This window comes from Pseudarthrobacter sp. 01T43 (genome assembly GCF_056398665.1).
Genome location: NZ_JBFTPV010000001.1, coordinates 227,899 through 249,257, shown reverse-complemented (window position 1 = coordinate 249,257; position 21,359 = coordinate 227,899). Strand labels below are relative to the sequence as shown.

Below are 21,359 nucleotides of genomic sequence, written 5' to 3'. Positions count from 1 at the left end.
GCCGCACGCAATGTTATGCGTGCGGCCTTTGTGCGTCCGGCGTAGCGTTAGGGCATGGAGCGAACGGGATGCGCTGTTGTGGGCGGAGGCCCGGCGGGCATGATGCTGGGGCTGCTGCTGGCCCGGGCAGGCGTGAACGTCACTGTCCTTGAAAAGCACGGCGACTTCCTGCGGGATTTCCGCGGCGACACCGTGCATGCCTCGACTATCCGGCTGATTGACGAGCTCGGGCTCGGCCCCGGATTCCGCAAACTTCCGCAAAGCCGGCTAAGTACCGTTGCCTTACCCGTCCCGGGCGCCGGGCTCGTCACCTTCGGTGATTTAGCGTCTTTGAAGCCCCCGTACGACTACATCGCCATGATGCCGCAGTGGGATTTCCTGAACTTCCTAGCCACCGAGGCTGCGCGCGAACCCACCTTCACGCTCTTGATGGAACATGAAGCCACGTCGTTAACGCTCGACGGCGGTCGCGTCACCGGCGTCCGCTACCGGACCCGTGATGGCAGGGAAGGTGTGCTCCGTGCAGACCTGGTGGTGGGCGCCGACGGGCGGAGTTCCGTGCTGCGTCGTGGCGCCGGATTGCAGCCGAAGGAGTACCCGGTACCCTTCGACACATGGTGGTTCAGGCTTCCGCGTCTTGATTCGGAAAGGGGTGCGGTGGCAGGGATCGTCCCCGCATTCCGGGACGGTGAAGCCATGATTGCCCTGTTCCGTGACGACTATTACCAGATGGGGTATCTCGGTCCGAAGGGAATGGACGCGCGGATCCGGGCCGAGGGAGTCGAAAGGTTCAGGGAACGGGTTGCCGGGCTGCGTCCCGACCTGGCTGACCGCGTTGACTCGATCCGTTCGGTCGAGGATCTTCATTGGCTGGATGTGCGGCTGGACAGGCTGAAGCGGTGGTACGTGGACGGGCTGCTGTGCATCGGCGACGCCGCCCACGCCATGTCCCCGGCCGGAGGCGTGGGCATCAATCTTGCCATCCAGGATGCCGTCGCGGCAGCGGCCCGGCTGGCTCCGGCTCTGCTCCGCGGGCAGGTGAGTGTGAGGGACCTCGCCGCTGTGCAACGGCGGCGCAGGATGCCCACCATTGTTATCCAGACCGTCCAACGCGTTATGCACCGGACAGTGTTCGTTCCGTTGTTCGCCGGGAAGCGGACCGGCGTCCCTCCGTTCCTGGTCTTTGTGGTCCGGCACGTTCCGGTGGCGCGGCGGCTCCTGCCCCGGATGATTGCCTTCGGACCGAGGCCCGAACACGCACCGGCCTTCGCTCGCCGCGTTCAGCAGCGGGAGCCATGAGGGCGCGCCGTCACAAACCCGGAAACCACTAAACTGGAGACCATGACTTCCCCACTTGATGCCGCTGCTGCACGTGCCCGCCTGCTGGAACTGATCAAGGAACTCGCCGTTGTCCGCGGCAAGGTGATCCTGTCCAGCGGCGCCGAGGCCGATTACTACATTGACCTGCGCCGCATCACGCTGCACCACGAGGCTTCCAAGCTGGTGGGTCAGATCATGCTGGCGTTGGCCGACGACGCCGGGATCGACTTTGAGTGCGCTGGCGGCCTGACCATGGGTGCTGACCCCGTGGGCACCGCGGTGATGCACGCTGCGGTTGATGCGGGCCGGCCCGTGGACGCTTTTGTGGTCCGCAAGGCCCAGAAGTCCTACGGCATGGGCCGCCAGGTTGAAGGGCCGTCCGTCGAGGGGCGCAAAGTCCTGGTGCTCGAGGATACCTCCACTACGGGCGGGTCCGCGCTGACCGCCGTCGAGGGTGTCCGGAAAGCCGGTGGCAACGTGGTGGCCGTGGCTGTCATCGTTGACCGGGACACCGGGGCCAAGGAAAAAATCGAGGCCGAGACCGGGGTGCCTTACCTGTTCGCCTTCGGCAAGGATGAGTTGGGAATTTCCTAGCAGCCAGGGCTAAGGAAGCAGGGCGCGGCGGCCAGGGAACCGGTATAATTCTCTCAGCCCTTTTCGCACCAATTGGAGAACGCGCACCATGCTCCCATCCGAATCACCGTTGAACACCACCGAACAGGTCCAGAACCTCATCTTGGAGAGTGCGGATTTTGAGGAGTTCCTCAATGAGCTGGCCCGGTTTTCGGCGCACCAGATGGCAGGCGACGGCGATGACGCGCTGTGCGGAATCACCCTCCTCCGTGCCCGCAAGGCTGCCACCATCGGCTGGAGCAGCGACGACGCCCGCGCCGTGGACGAAATCCAATACTCGCTGGCGCAGGGCCCGTGCCTGACGGCGGCCGAGGAACAGCGCGAAGTCAACGTGCCGGACCTGTTCGAGGAGGACCGGTGGGGGCCCGTTTACGCAGATGCCGTGGCATCCCACGGCCTGCGTTCCGTACTTTCGCTGCCCTTTGACCTTCAGGGCGACGCGCGGGCTGCCTTGAACCTTTACTCGGATGTGCCGCATAAATTCGACGAACGTGCCGCGGCCAAGGCCCGGGGATTTACGAGGGAGATCTCCCAGGCGCTGCGGTTGGCGGTCAGGTTCGCCCTTCACAGCGACAGTGCCACTAATCTGCGTGCCACCCTGGAGTCCCGCACCGTCATCGACATCGCGATTGGCGTGGTGATGGCACAAAACCGCTGCAGCCAGGACGCCGCGGTGCAGATCCTGACTGACGCCTCAAGCAACAGCAACACCAAACTGCGCGATATCGCCAAGGCCCTCGTGGACTCCGTGGGCGGAACCGGCACCCGCACCCACTACCAGCAGCCGGGAGATGCGAAGGCGGGCTCACGCCCACCAAGTGCGCTTGTGCCGGACTCCTCCGACGGCTACGCTTACGGAGGTTGAGCCGTCGGCCATAGACACCCCCTTTATTTGGAGTACCTATGGACCACCCCTCACATGGCACCGCCGGCTTAAACGCCACCACCAGCCGTGACGATCTCACAGACACCGTCCGGATTGGCGTGCTCGGGAGCCTCGACCAGGCATCGCGCCCGTCCCTCGTCCAGATGATTCAGCGGCTCCGCAGCATGGGAATCCATTCCCACGTCAGCGTGGACCTGTCCCGCGCCGCCCGGGTGGAATCAACTGCGCTGGCGGGCCTTCGCAGCGACTTGAACGCCATGGAAGGCGCCCCCGGCACCCTCGGCGGCGGAGTCTCCCTGACACTGACCGGCGTCGATGCGGAACAGCCGCAGGACAACACTGTGGTCCCGCTACGGGAAATCACTGATGTGCTTGAGGCCGAATTTGCCGCTGCTTTTGACGCAGGCAGCCGACGGAACAGCGAGCCGTCTCCGATGTCGCTGGCATTCCGCTCACTGGAAGAATACTCAGACGAGGAGCTCTTCGCCGCCAGCGACGAAGTCTTTTCGCTGCTTGACGAGCCCGAGGCCGTGGGCGGTCCGGACCTGCTTGGCCGGTACAACGACATCGGCCAGGAAATCCTGCGGCGGACCCCGCTCAGCGAACTTTTGAACCCAGCCGGAAACCGGCTAGCCGCAAGCTGACGGCGCTTCGCCCCCGCCCGGCGCCCGGCCAAGGGGAACCCGGGTTGCGGGGGCGGCTTCTCCTGTGGCTACGGTAGAGATGTGCCGTACAGGGAGGACGCAGAACCGCTGGAACAGCCAGGCCAGCCAGGATCCCAACAAGCCCGGCTGCTTGCGGATGCCGCTGCCCTCAAGCGGTTTTCGCGCCGCGGGTTCCTGGCCGGAGCGGGCGCTTCGACTGTGCTTGCGGCGGACATGCTCTTCACCCGCCGGGTCCAGGCGGAGCGGCGGGTCAACCGGATCCTGCAGGTCCCGGACGACTTCGCCGACGTGTACTATCCGAATGCCAGCTGGTTCCTCTTTCCGGGTTTCAAGACCAGCTGGGAAGAGGCGCAATGGATCCTGAACGCCCTGCGCGGGGCGCTCAACAAGCGGGGCCAGCTTGCCGCCGTCGGCTATTCCAACCAGGGGCTGGACATCGACCAGGTGGTGACCGCGGTCATTGATCACGTCCGCGCAAAGAAGCTCACCAAGCTCTACTTCTATGGACACAGCTTCGGCGGCATGGTGGCCACCGAAGTGGCCGCGCGGCTTCGGGAACTCCACGGCGTGGAAGTGGAGTTCATCCTGCTGGACTCCACCCCTTACAGCCGGAGCGACGTGCTGGACGAGAGCTGGTTCGACGGCGTCGTGTTCCTCTATGAAAGCGGCTTCCGGGTGCCCTCAGTGCTGAGGGGCAGCTACGAACTGGGGGAGCGCGTCATCCACAAGGACGAACGGACCTGGCGGCAAATCTTTGACCAGACCATGGAGCAGTTGTCCCCGATCGCGCCGTCCAGCGTGCTGATTCAGTCCGAGTCGGCGTACATCTACCACTTTGACGGCAACCGCTTTGTGGACCAGCTCGGCAGCGCGCGGATGGCGTATATCGGCAACACCAAGGACGGTACGGTCCGCTACCAGACGGCAAGGGCGGCGTGGTCCGCCGCATTCGCGCCCCACATGGTTTCCATGGACCTGCAGACCGAGGGCGCCCTGCCGGCGCATGCGAGCCCGGGTTGGAGTCCGCTCGTCTACCGGCCCATCGTGGAGAAGCTGATGGACGAGTTCTTCCCGCTGCCCAGGGGAGGTTCGAAGGTGAGCGTCTTCTAAATCTGGTTCTTCAGGTCCGCCACGGAGTTCAGCACCTGGTTGGGCCGGAACGGGAACGCAGCAATATCCTCGCGCTGCGTAATGCCTGTGAGCACCAGCACCGTGTGCAGCCCGGCCTCCATGCCTGCAACGATGTCCGTGTCCATCCGGTCGCCGATCATCGCGGTGGTTTCGGAGTGGGCGTCAATCTGGTTCATCGCCGAACGGAACATCATGGGATTCGGCTTGCCAACAATGTACGGTTCCCGCCCGGTGGCCTTGGTAATCAGGGCGGCGATGGCTCCTGTGGCGGGCATCGGTCCATCCTTGGACGGGCCGGTGGCGTCCGGGTTGGTGGCAATAAAGCGGGCACCTGCCAGGATCAGGCGGATGGCCATGGTGATCGCTTCGAAGGAGTAGGTTCGGGTTTCGCCGAGCACCACAAAGTCCGGGTCCTGGTCAGTAAGGATGAAGCCTGCCTCATGCAGCGCCGTCGTCAGCCCTGCTTCCCCGATGGTGTAGGCGCGGTTCCCCGAACCGGAACCCCGTACCTGGTCCTTCAGGAACTGGGCGGTGGCCAGCGCGGATGTCCAGATGTTCTCCTCGGGAATCTCCAGCCCGGAGGCGCGGAGCCGGGCCGCCAGGTCGCGCGGCGTGAAGATGGAGTTGTTGGTCAGCACCAGGAATCGCTTGGACGTGTCCACCCAGCGCTGGATCAGTTCCGCGGCGCCCGGGACGGCGTGGTTTTCGTGGACAAGTACGCCGTCCATGTCCGTTAGCCAGCATTCGATCTCCTGGCCGCTGCGGTATACCGTCGGGTTTCCCGCGGCCTGGTCTGCTTCTTCCACGTTTACCTCCACAAGAAGTGCTGATTCCTGGTCCAGTCTGTCATTCTTTGGACCCGGGACACGCTGGGGACGAAAAACAGCGGGCGGCACCAACTCCCACCGCGCCAACCGCTGGAAGCTGGGAGGCTTACCCCGGCTAGAGTTGGAGGGTGACTGACCACCCCCAAACGCCGCCGCTGCCCGTGCCACCGACTGGGGAGGAATCCGAGCCTAAGCCGGAGGTCGGCGTCGGACCCTGGGAAGGCGAGCTGCCCGAGGGGGAACATTGGGATCCTGAGCTGCTGGCGGACGGGGACCGGCGCAACGTAGTGGACCAGTACCGGTACTGGAAGCACGACGCGATCGTGGCGGACCTCGACTCCAAACGGCACAACTTCCACATCGCCATCGAAAACTGGCAGCACGACCTCAACATCGGCACCGTGGTGCGCACCGCCAACGCGTTCCTCGCCAAGGAAGTCCACATCATCGGACGACGCCGGTGGAACCGCCGCGGGGCCATGGTCACCGACCGCTACCAGCACGTCCGCCACCACCCCACCGTGGCGGATTTCGTGGCATGGGCGCAGGGGGAGGGGCTGGCCATCATCGGCGTCGACATCTTCCCGGACTCCGTGCCGTTGGAGACCTACGAGCTGCCTCGGGACTGCGTGCTGGTGTTCGGGCAGGAGGGCCCGGGGCTGACGCCGGAAGTCCACGATGCTGCGCTGGCCACCCTGTCGATCGAGCAGTTCGGCTCCACCCGCTCCATCAACGCTGCCTCCGCGGCGGCCATCGCCATGCACGCCTGGATCCGCCGGCACGTGTTCAACCAGACGGTGTCCTAGCCCGTCCGCCCCCGCCCTGCGGGAGTGTTACCGGCCCGGGTGACCCGAAACACTGTCCTCTGCAGAGAAATGGCTAGGATGGTGGCTAGCCGTAAGAGGTCTACTCCAGGGTCAGAACCCATAGACGAAAACTCAGCATAGGAGTCAGCATGCCCATTGCAACCCCAGAGATCTACTCCGAGATGATCGACCGTGCCAAGGCCGGCGGCTATGCATTCCCGGCCGTCAACGTCACCTCCTCGCAGACCCTGAACGCCGCATTGCGCGGCTTCGCCGAGGCTGAGTCCGATGGCATCGTCCAGGTTTCCACCGGCGGTGCCGCTTACTGGTCCGGCGCTGTCACCAAGGACATGGTGGCCGGTTCGCTCGGCTTTGCCGCGTTCGCCCGCGAAGTTGCCAAGAAGTACAACGTCAACATCGCCCTCCACACCGACCATTGCCCCAAGGACAAGCTGGACGGCTTTGTCCTGCCGCTGCTGGCAGCCTCGGAGGCTGAGGTCAAGGCCGGCCGCAACCCGATCTTCAACTCGCACATGTGGGACGGCTCGCACGAGCCGCTCAACGAGAACCTGAGCACCGCGCGCGAACTGCTGGAGCGTACCGCCGCCGCGAAGATGATCCTCGAAGTTGAAATCGGCATTGTGGGCGGCGAGGAAGACGGCGTGGAAAACGCCATCAACGACAAGCTGTACACCACGGTCGAGGACGCCCTGGCCACCATCGAAGCCCTCGGCGCCGGCGAGAACGGCCGCTACATCACGGCCCTGACCTTCGGTAACGTGCATGGCGTGTACAAGCCCGGCGGTGTGAAGCTTCGTCCGGAGATCCTTAAGGACATCCAGGCCCAGGTGGGTGCCAAGCTCGGCAAGAACAGCCCGTTCGACCTCGTGTTCCACGGCGGTTCAGGCTCCTCCGACCAGGAAATCGCCGACGCGGTCTCCTACGGTGTGATCAAGATGAACATCGACACCGACACCCAGTACGCCTACACGCGTCCCGTCGTGGACCATATGTTCAAGAACTACGACGGTGTGCTGAAGGTGGACGGCGAGGTGGGCAACAAGAAACTCTACGATCCGCGCGTCTGGGGCGCCTCCGCCGAGGCAGGCCTGTCCGCCCGCGTCGTGGAGGCAACCAAGCAGCTCGGTTCCGCCGGAAAGACGTTCTAGTATGTCCGACGAGTTCCGCAAGAACCTGATGGGCCCGGAGCCCACGCTCCTGCCTGCCGAGACGGACGTCTACCAGCAGCTGGACGCGGGCGCAGAAGCCCTGGACCTGGTGGAGAAGCACCCCACGTCGTCGCTGTTGTGGGCCGTCCTGGCGGAGGAGGCGTGGGCCGAGGGCCGCACCATCGATTCCTACGCCTACTCCCGCGTGGGGTACCACCGCGGCCTGGACTCGCTGCGCCGCAACGGCTGGCGCGGCGTTGGCCCCATCCCCTGGGAGCACGAACCCAACCGCGGGTTCCTGCGGGCGCTTTACTCACTGGGCCGCGCTTCTGCCGCCATCGGTGAGGCCGAGGAGCCTGAGCGCATCGAGAAGTTCCTGAACGACTCGGACCCGGCCGCGAAGGCAGCCATCGAAGCCGGCGCCTAGAACAAAGCGTTGTTGGTTAAAGTGCGACGGCGGGCGGTTACCTTTCAGAAAAAGGTAACCGCCCGCCGTCGTACGTCTTGCAGCGGTACTAGCTGGAAGCCTTCGCCAAGCCGGTGCGGGCCATGGCGTCAGCGTAGGCGACGCGCATGTCCTCGAGGTACTGCTCCTGGCGGGCGGGGGTTCCGGCGAACGCGCGGCCGCTGAGGGAACGGACCTTGTAGGTCTTCAGGCCGCGGCGCCAGATCATGGGCACCTCGGTCTTCAGCAGCAGGTTGGCGAGGCGGTTGGCTTCGGTGCCGTGTGCCACGATCACCGAGGCGCGGGGGACCAGGGCCAGGAACTTGAGCAGGGGCTTCAGGCCGGAGGAAATCTGGTCCGGGGTGAACTTGCCGTTGACCTCGCCGGGTGTGTGCCACGGGTGGACGTTCCACGGCATCACGAACTCCGGGCGCAGTCCCAGCTTCCACTGGATGCCGAGCATCCGGGTAGCGGCGTCATCGTCGCCTGCCGTGATGAAACCGGACGGGTCGGCCTCACCGATGTTGGAGTAGAGGCTGATGATGCGGCATTCGTCAACGTCGTGCATGGGGTCGACGTAGGGAACTTCGGTGTGGGGCTTGACGCTCTGCAGGGAATCGCACAACTCGTTCACCGCGGCAACGTTGGGCTCGTAACGGCGGCTCATGAGCTGTTCACGGAAAGATTCGGGGGCCAGGGCTGTCATATAGTGCAAAGTCTCCTGCGGGGCTCGGTGCTGCGCCACCCCGGAAATGGGCGCAGTAGGGCGCAGCAAATCCGGGATGGTTTGAAATGTGGTGTGGACCGATTCCTAGTCGATCTATATCAGTCTATCAAGCTCCGCAAAACGAAACGCCGGGCCGTCGCCGGCAAACATTTGGCGACGGTCCGGCAAAGTCTCAACCGTTCAGGACGCTGCTTTCGGCCAGGGCACCTCTGGCCTGCCGGGCTTCAGGGGTGGACAAAGGCTGTGATCGGCTAAACTTGGGTGGTAAGGGCCCCGGAACTCTTGCGTTATCTTCGCCTACCGGCGGACAGCACCTGAACATTCGGGGCATTCTCATGTACGGCGCTGAGCCATCGCGGCCTGGCCCGAAAGAATGGGGGAGGATCCCATGCCAGCAATCGTGATCGTAGGAGCCCAGTGGGGCGACGAAGGAAAAGGCAAGGCAACCGACCTTCTGGGCGGCCGTGTTGATTATGTGGTCAAGCCGAACGGCGGCAACAACGCCGGGCACACCGTCGTCGTAGGCGGTGAGAAGTATGAGCTCAAGCTCCTTCCTGCCGGCATCCTGAGCCCCAACGCGGTTCCTGTCATCGGCAACGGCTGCGTGGTGAACCTTGAGGCGCTCTTCCAGGAAATTGACGGCCTGGAGGCCCGGGGCGCGGACACGTCCAAGCTCCGTGTGTCCGCCAACGCCCACCTGGTTGCGCCCTACCACCAGGTGCTTGACAAGGTGACCGAGCGCTTCCTCGGCAGCCGGGCCATCGGTACCACCGGCCGCGGCATCGGACCGGCCTACATGGACAAGGTGGCCCGCCTGGGCATCCGCGTCCAGGACGTCTTCGACGAATCCATCCTCCGCCAGAAGGTGGAAGGCTCACTGCGCCAGAAGAACGAACTCCTGGTCAAGGTCTACAACCGCCGCAGCGTTGTGGTGGAGGAGATCGTCAGCTATTTCCTCTCCTTCGCCGACCGCCTGCGCCCGCTGATGATCGACAGCACGCTGGTCCTCAACAACGCCCTGGACGAGGGCAAGGTGGTTCTCATGGAAGGCGGCCAGGCAACATTCCTGGACGTGGACCACGGCACCTACCCCTTCGTCACGTCCTCCAATCCGACGGCCGGCGGCGCTTCAGTTGGCTCGGGCATCGGCCCCACCCGCATCTCGCGCTCCATCGGCATCATCAAGGCCTACACCACCCGCGTAGGCGCCGGCCCGTTCCCCACGGAACTCTTCGACGAGATGGGGCTGTACCTGCAGAAGACCGGCGGCGAGTTCGGCGTGAACACCGGCCGGCCGCGCCGCTGCGGCTGGTATGACGCCGTGTTGGCTCGCCATGCTTCCCGCGTCAATGGCTTCACTGACTACTTCGTCACCAAGCTGGATGTGCTCACGGGCATCGAGCAGATCCCGGTCTGCGTCGCCTACGACGTGGACGGTGTTCGCCACGACGAAATGCCCATGACGCAGACCGAGTTCCACCACGCTGTGCCCATCTTCGAGTACTTCGACGGCTGGACCGAGGACATCACCGGTGCCCGCACCCTGGAGGACCTCCCGGAGAATGCCCGCAACTACGTGCTGGCCCTCGAGAAGCTCTCCGGTACCCGTTTCTCCGCCATCGGAGTTGGCCCGGACCGGGACCAGACAATCGTGGTCCACGACCTCATCAACGACTAACATGTGGGCCCAAGCTACCGAGGGGCCCCAATCGAGCTTGCGAGATTGGGGAGGTAGCGGGGAGGAACTTTCGACGGCGGCGGGTCACCCTTGGGGGTGGCCCGCCGCCGTTTTGCGCGGGTAGGCCGTGGTTGGGCGGAGTGGATGGACGCAATTTACACAGGGTTAACGCCGCTGGCCTTGTGAGGCAGCAGGGGCGGCCGGGAGACTTTTAACATAAGGTGAACTGATCAACAGATCGTTCGACCAGACCCGCGGAGTGATGGCGCAAAGACGCGTCCGGGCATGCCTTGTGACAACGAAGCCACTTGGGGTGACCTCCGCCGACCCGGAAGGAATTTGTTATGGCTGGGATTTTTGAGGTATTTCTCGACTCGGATTCGCTCTTCAGGTTCAGGCTCAAGTCGCCCGACGGCACCGTGATGGCCGTCTCCGGGGCTTTCGCGGACAAGCCCGCAGTCGCAGCAGGAATCGCCGCGGTCCGCGAATGCGCCGGAACCGGGCTGGTTACCGATCTTTCCGCCGCTGCCCATCATGACCAGCGCACCGCCGCATCTGCACCTGCTCCGGCCCGGTCCGTGACGGTACCCTCTGCGGCAGCAAAGTCTGCATGTGACAGGCAGCAGGTGCCTGTCAGCCGGGTCCGCGCTTTTGCCCACTTCAATGCGGTGCGCAGCAGTGTCTAGCCAGCTTTCCAAAGTTTTTTGTGACAGCGCGTAACCCTTTGCAGTCCCGGAACGATTACCCCTATGAAGCGCCGGTCTGAAACTTGTCCCCCATCAGGTTTCAGACTGGCTCTTTTGTTCCTCACCGAGGCGCGCACTGCTCCGGGGCCGCGTGATTACCGGAGGGTAGAGTTAGCGGGTCACCCTCCCCCAACGAAGGCACTACGTCCGTGATCGATGCGCTGACAGACGATGCTTTGCGTGCGCGCGCCCGGGAACCGGAGCTTTTCAGCATCGTGTACCGAAACTACGCAGCACAGGTCCTGGGCTACCTCACAGCCCGCGGGGTAGAAGATCCGGAGGCCGTTATGCAGGAAGTGTTCCTCGCCGTCCTGCCGCGGCTGGAAACGGTCACCGGTGGCGTGGCCGGGCTGCGGACCTTTGTCTTCTCGGTGGCCCACGCACGGATGGTGGACGACCACCGGCGCCGGCGCCGCACACCCGTTGAGCTGCCGTTCGAACCTGACCTGGACGGGCGCGAGGAATCATCAGCCGAAGATGAAGTCATGGAGCGTATCTCCCCTGACGAAGTACAGGACCTCCTCATGGTCCTCCCCGACGAGCAGCGTGAGGTCCTCACACTGCGCCTGGTGGCAGGCCTGACCATCGAACAGTCCGCGGAGGTCATGGGAAAGAGCAGCGGCGCCGTGAAACAACTGCAGCGGCGCGCCTTGATCCGGCTGCGCGAACAGTCCGCAGTGAAGGAGTATGTGGCACAATGACGGCCAACACCAGCCAGCTGCGGAGCACCGTGGACGGCATGCTGCTCGACGCCGGCGAAACCGACCCGGCGCTTCGCACCGCTTTGCTCTCGCTGGGCGCCTTCGCGTTCCTGCCGGTCCCTGAGCCCCGCCCGGAGCTGGCGGCTCTCCTCTCAGCGCATACCACCCAGCTTGGCCGGCACCGGTTGCGCCGCAGGCACCGGGCTGCTGCGGTGGGCGTTGCCGTCATTGCTGGAATGGGGCTGGGGGTCTCTGGTGTGGCAGCCACCGCCTCTTCGCCGAAACTTCATGTCAGCCCTTCCATCCAGCACATGTTGCAGGACTGGGTTCCTTCCTGGACCATCGCGGGGACCCAAGCCGCCAGCGCTGCCGCAGCCCACCTGCCCGGGGAACCCGCCCTGCAGCCTGTCGCCGGGGACGAGCCGGCGCCTGCTGATCCGGGAAGGACGGATGTGGAACCTGCCGGTCGCGGCTCTGCCGGGCACGGACCGGCGGCGCCTGAGTCCGAGGTGCCAGGGAGCCCTGAACCGGGCTCTGCCGGGAGGAACAACAGCCAAGGATTGGCGAACCGGGGTGCAGGCAACCCCGGGGCCGGCAACGCTGCCACAGGAAACCCAGGTGCCGGTAATGCTGCGGCCGGCGGCGGCGAATCACGGAACGCGGCAGGCGCCACCGGTGCTGGTACCCCGCAGGACAAGACCGCCCGGGAAGCTCCCCAACGTGGCGCAGGCGGGGCCGCGGTTGATGTGCTCGAAGGAACCGGGAAGCTCGTGACCGAAGCACCCGCCGTCGTAGGGAATCTGGCCTCAGCCCTCCTCGACCCGTCACCGAACGAAAAAACCGGGGCCAGCGATGCCGGCCCCGGTTCCATCTGGCTGAAGAAGTTCAACCGCTAACGGCAACTCCGCTTAGGACAGGAGCTGCCGGCGGGAGGAGATCACGCCGGTGTCGAAGCCGGCGAGGTGCAGGCCGCCGTGGAACCGGGCGTGTTCGATCTTCACGCAGCGATCCATCACCACGGTGAGCCCGGCGGCTTCGGCGTCTGCGGCCACGGCTTCATGCCAGGAGCCCAGCTGCAGCCAGAGGGTCCTGGCGCCGGCAGCGATTGCTTCGTCCAGGACGCCGGGGAGGTCATCGTGCTTCCGGAAGACGTCCACGATGTCCGGGCTTTCGGGAAGATCGGCAAGCGAGGCATACGTGGGCTCACCCAGGATCTCCTTGACCACGGGATTCACGAAGTACACCTTGTACCGCGTGGACGACTGCAGGTACGTGGCCACGAAGTAGCTGGCGCGTGACGGCTTATCCGAGGCGCCGACGATCGCAATCGACTTGGCTGAGCGCAGCAGGTTCAGGCGTTCAGGTGCGGACGGGCCTTCCCAGGTGCGGGTTTCGATGCTCATGCGCGTGCTCCGATCGTGCAGGAATCGGCTTCGAGGGTGAAGTCTTCAGTGGTTGCGTCAACCGAACCCACGGCTGCCGAGGCCTCAGTCAAGGCCTGGTCAAGGTCCCACAGGATATCGTCGATGTCCTCCAGGCCAACGGAGATACGGACCAGGTCCTCGGGAACACCCGCGGACTCCAGCTGGGCCGGATTCAGCTGCTGGTGCGTGGTGGAACCCGGGTGGATCACCAGGGTGCGGGAATCTCCCACGTTGGCCAGGTGCGAGGCCAGCTGCAGGGATTCGATGAACTTCTGCCCGGCCGCGCGGCCGCCCTTCACGCCGAAGGAGAACACCGAGCCGGGGCCCAGCGGCAGGTACTTCTTCGCGCGTTCGAAATGCGGGTGCGAGGGAAGCCCGGAGAAGTTGACGTACGCCACGCGGGGATCGGCCTCGAGCCATTCGGCCACGGCCTGCGCGTTCTTGAGGTGCTCGTCCAGTCGCTGCGGCAGGGTTTCCACGCCCTGCAGCAGCTGGAAGGCCGAGAGCGGCGACAGTGCCGGGCCGATGTCGCGCAGCTGCTCGCAGCGCAGCTTGGTCAGGAAGCCGTACTCGCCGAAGTTGCCCCACCAGGAGACGTTGCCGTACGAGGCCACGGGCTCGGTCATCGTGGGGAACTTGCCGTTGCCCCAGTTGAACCGGCCGCTCTCGACGATGACACCGCCCAAGGTGGTGCCGTGCCCGCCGAGGAACTTGGTGGCGGAGTGGATCACGATGTCGGCGCCGTGCTCGATGGGCCGCACAAGGTACGGCGTGCTCAAGGTGGCGTCGACGACGAGGGGGATGCCGGCGTCGTGCGCTACCTTTGCCAGCCCCTCCAGGTCCTGGACTTCCGACGACGGGTTGGCCACCACCTCGACGAAGATCGCCTTGGTGTTTTCCTGGACCGCCGCGGCGTAGTCCGCGGGGTCGGTGCCGGGGACGAACGTGGTGTCCACGCCGAAGCGGCGCAGCGTCACATCAAGCTGGGTGACGGTTCCGCCGTACAGCTGGGACGCGGCCACAATGTGATCACCGGACTGGGTCAGCGCGGCGAAGGTGATGAACTCCGCGGCCATGCCGGAGGACGTTGCCACCGCGCCGATGCCGCCTTCGAGAGAGGCGATGCGCTCTTCGAACGCGGCCACGGTGGGGTTGCCGATGCGGGAGTAGATGTTGCCGTACTTCTGCAGCGCGAACAGGTTGGCAGCGTCCTGGGTGTCCTTGAACACGAAGGACGTGGTCTGGTAGATGGGCACCGCGCGGGCGCCGTGCTCGGCGTCGGGCGTGCCGCCGGCGTGCAGAGCGCGGGTGCGGAAACCGAAGGTGCGGTCAGACATTACGCGTTCACCAGCCCGGACGTTGCGGCAGCCGAAGCCGCCGGGGTACCGGAGAGGTCAAGTTCGGTGCCGTTCTTGCGGGCAAGGTCGGCCTCGAGTTCGCGGACGATCGGCAGGATGTCCTGGCCGAACGCCGCCACCTCCTCCTGGAAGTGCAGGTAACCGGTGAGGAACAGGTTCACGCCGATCTTCTTGTATTCAACGATCCGCTCGGCAATCTGTTCCGGGGTGCCGATCAGCTGGGTCTTGAAGCCGTCGTTGTACTGGACCAGGTCCTCGAAGGAGGAGTCGGCCCACATGCCCTTGCCGTCCTTGGTGGACGCGCCGGCTTCCTGCACGGCGTCGCGGAAGCCCTGGACTGCGGGCTTGTGCGCCTTCTCCACGATCTCGCGGAGGGTGTCGCGGGCTTCCTTCTCGGAATCGCGGGCGATGACGAAGCCGTTCAGGCCGAAGCGGGGTGCCGCGAGCCGGCCCTCGGTGCCGCGCTTGGTCTCATCCGAAGCGGCAACCACACCGGCGATGTTCTCCTTGAAGCCCTCCAGGTCCTTGCCGTTGGAGAAGTACCAGTCAGCCACCCGGCCGGCAGTGGCCTGGGCTGCAGTGGAGTTGCCGCCGAAAAAGATCTCCGGGTGTGCGCGGCCCGGAACGTCAACCGGGGCCGGGTTCAGCGTGAAGTCGGTGATGTTGTAGTACTTGCCGGACTGGCTGTACTCCTGCTCGGTCCACAGCCCGCGCAGGACCTTGATGAACTCCTCGGTGCGGACGTAGCGTTCGTCGTGCTCCAGCCACTCAAGGCCGAAGTTGGTGAACTCGTTCTTGAGCCAGCCGGAGACGATGTTGACGGCGGCACGGCCGTTGGAGATGTGGTCCGCGGTGATGATGTATTTGGCCAAAACGCCGGGGTGCCACATGCCGGGGTGGACGGCGGCGATGACTTTGAGCCGCTCGGTGGCTCCCAGCAGGGCCAGGCTGAACGAGGTTGCCTCGTGCTGCTTGTCCGCACCATAGGAGGCGGCGTAGCGGGTCTGCGTCAAGGCGTACTCGAAACCGGAGTTCTCGGCGATCTGCGCCAGCTTTTTGTTGTAGGCGAAGTCCCAGCTGGTCCGCTGTTCGATGGTGGAAACCACCAGGCCGCCGGAAACGTTCGGCACCCAGTATGCGAACTTGAGCGGCTCGGAAAGACGGGCAACGTTGCTGATGTCATTCATGAATTTTCCTTTGCTAGGGTCCGCTCGCGCAGGACATCCTGGATTCCGGATATCGCCGGCTCGTTCTGGAGTGAGGTGGTGTCGCCCAGGGCGGTCCCCTCAAAGAGTTGGGTCAGCAGCCGGCGCATGATCTTGCCGCTGCGGGTTTTGGGGACATCGGGAACCACAACGACGTCGCGCGGCTTGGCGATCGGGCCGATCGCCTTCGCGACGTGGTTGCGGAGCTCCTCGGCGGTTGACCCCGACGTCACCGTCGAAGACTTAAGGACAACAAACGCCACAATTGCGTGCCCGGTTTTGGCGTCAGCGACCGGACAGACACCGGCCTCCACCACGTCCGGGTGGGACACGAGCGCGGACTCGATCTCGATGGTGGACAGCAGGTGGCCCGACACATTCAGGGTGTCGTCCACGCGCCCCAAAATCCAAATGTCGCCGTCGGCGTCGTATTTGGCGCCGTCGCCGGCCAGGAACCAGCCCTGTTCGGCGTACTGCCGCCAGTAGGAGTCCAGGTAGCGCTGGGGGTTGCCCCAGACGGTCCGCGCGATGGACGGCCCAAAAGCGTCAACCACAATGAATCCCTGGACGCCCGGCGGAACTGTATTGCCGGCGTCGTCCACGATCCTGGTACTGACCCCCGGCAGCGGACGGGCCGCGCAGCCGGGCTTGAACTCGGTATCCGTGGGGGCGGGGGAGAGGATGGTGGCCCCGGTCTCGGACTGCCACCAGGTGTCCACCACGGGGGCGGTGCCGGCGCCCACGTTCTGCCGCAGCCAGCGCCACGCTTCGGGGTTGACGGCCTCGCCCACGGTGCCGAGCATGCGGATGGAGGAGAGGTTGTAGGTGTCCGGCACGCCGTCCGGGAACCAGCCCATGAGGGAGCGGACCAGGGTGGGCGCCGTGTAGTACTGCGTGACGCCGTAGCGTTCGATGATCTCGAAGTGCCGGCCCGGGTGCGGGGTGTTCGGGGTACCTTCGAAGATCACCTGGGTGACGCCGTTGGAGAGCGGCCCGTAGATCTCGTAGGTGTGCGCGGTGACCCAGGCCAGGTCCGCGGTGCACCAGTGCACATCCGCATCGCGCAGGGCCGGATCCGGGTTGCTGAACAGGTGCTCGTAGCTCCAGGACGCCTGGGTCAGGTACCCGCCGGACGTGTGGACCAGGCCCTTGGGCTTACCGGTGGTCCCGGAGGTGTACATGATGAACAGGGGCGTCTCAGCGTCGAACGCTTCAGGTGCATGGACGTCCGGGGCGCTCCCGACGGCGTCATGCCACCAGACGTCGCGGCCTTCAGTCATGGGGACGCTGCCCAGGTCCTCGGCGGCGGTGGTGCGGTTGACCACCAGGACGTGCTCGATGGCGTTGTCTCCGGCGACGGCGGCGTCAGCGTTGTCCTTGACGGGCACGGCGACGCCGCGGCGGAACTGGCCGTCGGTGGTCACGAGCAGCTTGGCCTGGGTATCCTCCACGCGGAATTTCAGCGCCTCGGCGGAGAAGCCGCCGAACACCAGGGAGTGGACGGCACCGATCCGTGCCACGGCAAGGGTGATGATGATGGTTTCGGGAATGACCGGCAGGTAGATGACCACTCGGTCACCCTTGGTGATGCCAAGGTCCAGGAGTGCGTTGGCTGCCTTGGACACTTCCCGCTGCAGTTCGGCGTACGTGATGGCGCGGCGATCGCCCGGCTCGCCCTCAAAGTAGAGGGCCACCTTGTCGCCGCGGCCGGCCTTCACATGGCGGTCCACGCAGTTGTAGGCCACGTTCAGGTGGCCGCCGGCGAACCACTCGATGCGCGGCACGGAGTACTCCGCGTCCTCGGCGGGAACGTCCGGGCCGCTGAGGCGCACTGCCTTCTCGAAGGTGTGGGCTGTGTGCCACGGCTCGGCCCATTCGAGGCGCCGGGCAGCGTCCTCCCAGAACGCGATGCGCTCGGCCTCGGTGCCGGGGTGCGTGGCCTTCGTGGTTTGTGTTGCTTCAAGGGTGCTCAGGCCCATCGTTTTACCGCCCATTTCTCTGCCAGGCCCAGGAGGGCGTCCGTCAGTTTTCCGATCACGGCCAGCAGCACAATGGCCAGGAAGAGCCTGTCCGTGCGGCCGTTGTTTTGTGAGTCAGTCAGCAGGAAGCCGAGCCCCATGGACGAGGCAATCAGTTCCGCGGCCACCAGGAACAGCCAGGCCTGTGCCAATGCCAGGCGCAGGCCGGAGAACACCGCCGGAACCACGGCCGGCAACTGCACGGTGGTCAGGAGCCGGACCCCTTTGAGCCCGAATGCCCGGGCTGCTTCCACCAGGTTGCGGTCCACGTGGCGCAGGGCCAGGGACACCGTGGTGAACACCGGGAAAAAGGCGCCGATGATGATCAGGGTGACCTTGGAGTCCTCGCCGATCTTCAGCCAGAGGATCAGCAGCGGCACCCAAGCCAGCGAGGGCACGGCCCGCAGGGCGCCGATGGTCGGCGCGAGCAGGGCGTCGGCAATCTTCGACAGGCCCACGGTGGCGCCCAGAATCAGGCCCAGGGCTGCGCCGATCAGGAACCCGATCACCACCCGCTGCGTGGAAATGGCGATGTGGGTGCCCAGCTCGCCGCGGGCCAGCAGCTCGCCCGCCGCGCCCAGCACCAACGCCGGGGGAGGGAGCTGCACCACGCTGAACAGGCCGGTGGAGGAGGCTACCTGCCAGGCTGCCAGCAGGAGTGCCGGGATGATCAGGCCAAGGGGCAGACGCGCCCAGTTCCGTGACCGGACTCCGGCGGGAGACCATCCCGTTGCCGGAGCGGGCGCCGGAACGGCCCCCGTCTGGGCGGCGTCTGCCGTTGCTGCGGTAGCGGCTGCAGCGCGCTCATCCGCAACACTGTTGCCGGTCAGATAGGGGCTTCCGAGATTGCTCATCAGGAGCCCCTAATGGCTGACGGATCAGCCTTCTTCACCAGCGAGTCGTCGAGAAGGGTGGCCACGGCGTCGTTGATCTGCTGCTGGGTCTTGACGTCGCCGGTTTCCACGAAGGTGGGACCGATCTTCTCCAATACTTTGCGCTGCGCCTCACCGGGCGCGGCGTCTACGTTCAGGTTGCTGCGTTCCAGCACCACTGTCTTGGCCACGGCCAGGTCCAGGCCGGCAACATTGGCCAGGATCTGGGCTGTCTGGTCCGGGTTGGCGGCGGCCCAGGGGCGGGCCTTTTCGTAGGCATTCACAACGGCCTGGGCCAGCTCCGGCTTTTCCTTCAGGAAGGATTCCGTGGCGTTGAGGAAACCGTAAGTGTTGAAATCCAGGTTCCGGTAGAACAGCTTGGCGCCCTTCTGCTCAGCGCCGGCCATGATCGGGTCCAGCCCCGACCATGCCTGTACGGAGCCGTTCTCCAGAGCGGTGCGGCCATCGGCGTGCTGCAGGTTCTGGACCGTGACGTCGCCAGGCTTCAGTCCGGCCTGTTCGAGGGCCTGCAGGAGGAAGAAGTAGGGGTCGGTGCCCTTGGTAGCGGCCACGGATTTGCCCTTGAGGTCTGCCACGGACGTGATGGCCGAACCGGCGGGCGCAACCAGCGCGGCCCATTCCGGCTGGGAGAAGATGCTGATGGTCTTGATGGGCGAACCGTTGGAGCGGGCCAGGAGGGCCGCGGAACCTGCAGTTGACCCGACGTCGATGGCGCCGGCGCGCAGTGCTTCGTTGGCCTTGTTCGAACCGGCGGACTGGACCCATTTGACGCTGACGCCCTGGTCCTTAAGGGACGCTTCCAGCCAGCCCTGGTCCTTGATGACCAGGCTGAGCGGGTTGTAGGTGGCGAAGTCGATGTTCAGCGTGCCGCCGGAGGTGCTGCCCGCGGCCGCCGCCTGGCCGGAGGAGCCCTCACCGGCAACGCAGCCGGTCAGCGCCAAGGCAGAGACCGCTGCCACGGCGGCCGCCCCGAGGAGGGAACGGCGGGTGAGGGGGCGTGCGTGCTGCATTATTTTCCTTTGCGCTGGTGATGCGGAGCAACGAAAGTCCGGCCGTATTGGGTGGGCGCCCGACGGCGGAGCTTGCGTGAGTGGATGAGAGGGGAGGTGGTTCGTTGCTGGCCTTGCCGTGGCGGGCGTCAGTGCCCGTCCACGCCCAGGCTGGCGAGGAGGGAAATGCGCAAGGCGGCGAGTTCTGCCGAAGCGCGGGCGCGGGGCCGTTCGCCGGGGACTCTGACGGTCCGGAGGATCGTGGCACCCTGGCCGGCGTCGGCTGCGCCCAGGACGATGATCCGGTCTGCCAGTTGCAGGGCCTCATCAACGTCATGGGTGACCAGGAGCACTGTGGTGGGCTCGGCCTCATGGACGTTAAGGAGCAGGTCCTGCATCCTGATGCGGGTCAGTGCGTCCAGTGCGCCGAAGGGTTCGTCGAGCAGCAGGACACCGGGGTTTCGTGCCAGGGCCCGCGCCAGGGAGGCCCGCTGGGCCATCCCGCCGGACACTTCGCGGGGGCGGTGCTTGGCGAAGCTGTCCAGTCCTACCAGCTCAAGCAGCCTGGAGACCTTGGCTTTGCCTTCCTTGGCGCTGCAGCCCGTGGGAAGGCCGATGGCCACGTTGGCCTGCAGCGTGTGCCAAGGCAGCAGCCTTGGCTCCTGGAAGGCAAAGGCGCACCGGGGATCGATGCCTTGGACGGGGGTGTCCTGGATGACGACGGAACCGGCGCTGGGAGAATCCAGCCCGGCAGCAGCGCGCAACAGCGTCGATTTGCCGCAGCCGGACGGGCCCAGGATGGCCAGCACCTCTCCTGCTGCAACGTCGAAAGTGACGTCCTGCAGCACGGTATGGGCGGCATCGCCGGTTCCGAAGGTTCGGCGCAGGCCCCGGAAGGACACGGGAAGAGCGGAGGAAGTGCCGGTATGGTCGCCGGCACGCTCGGGAGACAGGACTGCAGTCATAGGATCACTCCATCGGTCCTGGCAGTAGCACCCTACGGAGTCCAGCCTCTTAGCGGAGTGGTCAGCTCCGGGTACCCAAGGCTTTTTCCTTGCTATCAGCGTGCGCGATGGGGGCCCACACTGACCAGGGTTGCTGCGGCTTCAACGATCCAGGTCTCTCGGCCGCTCGGGATGGTCACTCCCACTACACCCGATGCGAATCAAACAATCCAAATCAGCGGCTGTCCACGCGTAATGTTCGTTCACATGTTACGGAATGGCATTTCGTCGCCCGAAAATTCGGCATTCGGTACTTTGGGAAAGCGGCGTAGGCTGGGGGCATGGGCCACACCAACGATCCTGCAGTCATAGAGCGCCTTATGCGAACCAAAGGGCGGTGGGCCATCGTGGGCCTGACCACCAACGAGTGGCGCGCCGCCTACGATACGTCTCTCTTTATCCGGGACAGGCTGGGGATGGAGATCATTCCGGTGAACCTGCCCGGGGACCCGGTGCACGGCGAAACCGGGTACCGCACCCTCCACGACATTCCGGCGGATAAGCAACCCGTCGACGTCGTCGACTGCTTTGTGAATTCGCAGAAAGTCGGCGCGGTGGTTGACCAGGCGATCGCGGCCGGCGCAAAAGCTGTGTGGCTTCAGTTGGGCGTCATTGACGAGGCAGCCGCCGATCGGGCCAAAGCCGCTGGCCTGGACGTGGTGATGAACGTCTGCCCCGCGCAGCAGGCATGGAAATATAACCTCTGACTAGACCTGCGGGGGCCGCGCCTCGGC

22 protein-coding genes are annotated in these 21,359 nt (G+C 65.2%); 13 read left to right on the top strand and 9 right to left on the bottom strand.

Translation table 11 applies throughout. The features are described 5' to 3' along the window. The first annotated feature begins 54 nt into the window (after positions 1-54). The 5 genes from AC1DIM_RS01155 to AC1DIM_RS01135 all read left to right on the top strand — a co-directional run bounded on the left by AC1DIM_RS01155 (position 55) and on the right by AC1DIM_RS01135 (position 4,614). Positions 55-1,299, top strand: coding sequence for an FAD-dependent oxidoreductase (locus AC1DIM_RS01155; RefSeq protein ID WP_477708659.1), 1,245 nt, complete (start codon positions 55-57; stop codon positions 1,297-1,299). A gap of 42 nt (positions 1,300-1,341) precedes the next feature. Beyond that, a complete protein-coding gene (pyrE, locus tag AC1DIM_RS01150) occupies positions 1,342-1,914 on the top strand; it encodes an orotate phosphoribosyltransferase (protein ID WP_477708658.1) in 573 nt (190 codons plus the stop codon). An 88-nt stretch (positions 1,915-2,002) separates the two neighbouring features. Then, entirely contained in the window at positions 2,003-2,818 is an 816-nt protein-coding gene (locus AC1DIM_RS01145) for a GAF and ANTAR domain-containing protein (RefSeq protein WP_477708657.1), read from the top strand. Positions 2,819-2,856: 38 nt separating this feature from the next. After that, positions 2,857-3,483, top strand: coding sequence for a hypothetical protein (locus AC1DIM_RS01140; RefSeq protein ID WP_477708656.1), 627 nt, complete (start codon positions 2,857-2,859; stop codon positions 3,481-3,483). Positions 3,484-3,564: 81 nt separating this feature from the next. Beyond that, positions 3,565-4,614, top strand: a complete 1,050-nt coding sequence (locus AC1DIM_RS01135) for an alpha/beta fold hydrolase (protein ID WP_477708655.1) — start codon at positions 3,565-3,567, stop codon at positions 4,612-4,614. Here AC1DIM_RS01135 and AC1DIM_RS01130 read toward each other — a convergent pair. After that, positions 4,611-5,453: an HAD-IIA family hydrolase gene (locus tag AC1DIM_RS01130; protein ID WP_477708654.1), complete on the bottom strand. Its 843-nt coding sequence runs from the start codon at positions 5,451-5,453 to the stop codon at positions 4,611-4,613. The two genes, AC1DIM_RS01135 and AC1DIM_RS01130, sit on opposite strands and share 4 nt — an antisense overlap. Positions 5,454-5,590: 137 nt before the next feature. Here AC1DIM_RS01130 and AC1DIM_RS01125 point away from each other — a divergent pair, with 137 nt between their 5' ends. The 3 genes from AC1DIM_RS01125 to AC1DIM_RS01115 all read left to right on the top strand — a co-directional run bounded on the left by AC1DIM_RS01125 (position 5,591) and on the right by AC1DIM_RS01115 (position 7,864). Beyond that, positions 5,591-6,268 (top strand): TrmH family RNA methyltransferase, encoded by a 678-nt coding sequence (locus AC1DIM_RS01125; RefSeq protein WP_477708653.1) that lies wholly within the window; start codon positions 5,591-5,593, stop codon positions 6,266-6,268. A 149-nt stretch (positions 6,269-6,417) separates the two neighbouring features. Next, a complete protein-coding gene (gene fbaA, locus AC1DIM_RS01120) occupies positions 6,418-7,437 on the top strand; it encodes a class II fructose-bisphosphate aldolase (RefSeq protein WP_477708652.1) in 1,020 nt (339 codons plus the stop codon). Position 7,438: 1 nt separating this feature from the next. After that, positions 7,439-7,864 (top strand): DUF3151 domain-containing protein, encoded by a 426-nt coding sequence (locus tag AC1DIM_RS01115; protein WP_477708651.1) that lies wholly within the window; start codon positions 7,439-7,441, stop codon positions 7,862-7,864. An 88-nt stretch (positions 7,865-7,952) separates the two neighbouring features. Here AC1DIM_RS01115 and AC1DIM_RS01110 read toward each other — a convergent pair whose 3' ends face one another. Continuing rightward, the gene (locus AC1DIM_RS01110) at positions 7,953-8,588 is read right to left on the bottom strand and encodes a uracil-DNA glycosylase family protein (RefSeq protein ID WP_477708650.1); all 636 of its coding nucleotides are present in this window, start codon (positions 8,586-8,588) and stop codon (positions 7,953-7,955) included. 409 nt (positions 8,589-8,997) lie between these two features. On the opposite strand from AC1DIM_RS01110, the gene AC1DIM_RS01105 reads away from it, so the two are divergent. The 4 genes from AC1DIM_RS01105 (at position 8,998) to AC1DIM_RS01090 (ending at position 12,630) form a co-directional block, all read left to right on the top strand. Beyond that, entirely contained in the window at positions 8,998-10,287 is a 1,290-nt protein-coding gene (locus AC1DIM_RS01105) for an adenylosuccinate synthase (RefSeq protein ID WP_477708649.1), read from the top strand. Between the two features lie 344 nt (positions 10,288-10,631). Further along, positions 10,632-10,973, top strand: coding sequence for a YegP family protein (locus AC1DIM_RS01100; RefSeq protein WP_477708648.1), 342 nt, complete (start codon positions 10,632-10,634; stop codon positions 10,971-10,973). A 209-nt stretch (positions 10,974-11,182) separates the two neighbouring features. Beyond that, entirely contained in the window at positions 11,183-11,734 is a 552-nt protein-coding gene (locus AC1DIM_RS01095; protein ID WP_477708647.1) for an RNA polymerase sigma factor, read from the top strand. After that, a complete protein-coding gene (locus AC1DIM_RS01090; protein ID WP_477708646.1) occupies positions 11,731-12,630 on the top strand; it encodes a hypothetical protein in 900 nt (299 codons plus the stop codon). Before AC1DIM_RS01095 ends, AC1DIM_RS01090 begins: the two co-directional genes overlap by 4 nt. A 12-nt stretch (positions 12,631-12,642) precedes the next feature. On the opposite strand, the gene AC1DIM_RS01085 is transcribed toward AC1DIM_RS01090, so the two are convergent. The 7 genes from AC1DIM_RS01085 to AC1DIM_RS01055 form a co-directional block, all read right to left on the bottom strand. Then, a complete protein-coding gene (locus tag AC1DIM_RS01085) occupies positions 12,643-13,137 on the bottom strand; it encodes a CoA-binding protein (protein WP_477708645.1) in 495 nt (164 codons plus the stop codon). Beyond that, entirely contained in the window at positions 13,134-14,495 is a 1,362-nt protein-coding gene (locus AC1DIM_RS01080; RefSeq protein WP_477708644.1) for an O-acetylhomoserine aminocarboxypropyltransferase/cysteine synthase family protein, read from the bottom strand. Before AC1DIM_RS01080 ends, AC1DIM_RS01085 begins: the two co-directional genes overlap by 4 nt. Beyond that, positions 14,495-15,703 carry a dimethylsulfone monooxygenase SfnG gene (gene sfnG, locus AC1DIM_RS01075; protein WP_477708643.1) on the bottom strand — a complete coding sequence of 403 codons (1,209 nt, stop codon included), beginning with the start codon at positions 15,701-15,703 and terminating at the stop codon, positions 14,495-14,497. The genes AC1DIM_RS01080 and sfnG overlap by 1 nt, the downstream gene beginning before the upstream one ends. After that, positions 15,700-17,700 (bottom strand): acetate--CoA ligase, encoded by a 2,001-nt coding sequence (gene acs, locus AC1DIM_RS01070; RefSeq protein ID WP_477708741.1) that lies wholly within the window; start codon positions 17,698-17,700, stop codon positions 15,700-15,702. Before acs ends, sfnG begins: the two co-directional genes overlap by 4 nt. Continuing rightward, the gene (locus AC1DIM_RS01065) at positions 17,691-18,593 is read right to left on the bottom strand and encodes an ABC transporter permease (RefSeq protein WP_477708642.1); all 903 of its coding nucleotides are present in this window, start codon (positions 18,591-18,593) and stop codon (positions 17,691-17,693) included. The genes acs and AC1DIM_RS01065 overlap by 10 nt, the downstream gene beginning before the upstream one ends. After that, on the bottom strand, positions 18,593-19,642 hold the full coding sequence (locus tag AC1DIM_RS01060; protein WP_477708641.1) for an aliphatic sulfonate ABC transporter substrate-binding protein: 1,050 nt from the start codon (positions 19,640-19,642) through the stop codon (positions 18,593-18,595). Before AC1DIM_RS01060 ends, AC1DIM_RS01065 begins: the two co-directional genes overlap by 1 nt. Positions 19,643-19,770: 128 nt before the next feature. Then, complete coding sequence (locus AC1DIM_RS01055; RefSeq protein ID WP_477708640.1) at positions 19,771-20,586, bottom strand: ABC transporter ATP-binding protein; 816 nt, start codon at positions 20,584-20,586, stop codon at positions 19,771-19,773. Between the two features lie 320 nt (positions 20,587-20,906). Between AC1DIM_RS01055 and AC1DIM_RS01050 the strand changes: the two genes are divergently transcribed. Next, entirely contained in the window at positions 20,907-21,332 is a 426-nt protein-coding gene (locus AC1DIM_RS01050) for a CoA-binding protein (RefSeq protein ID WP_477708639.1), read from the top strand. The last annotated feature ends 27 nt before the right edge of the window (positions 21,333-21,359 follow it).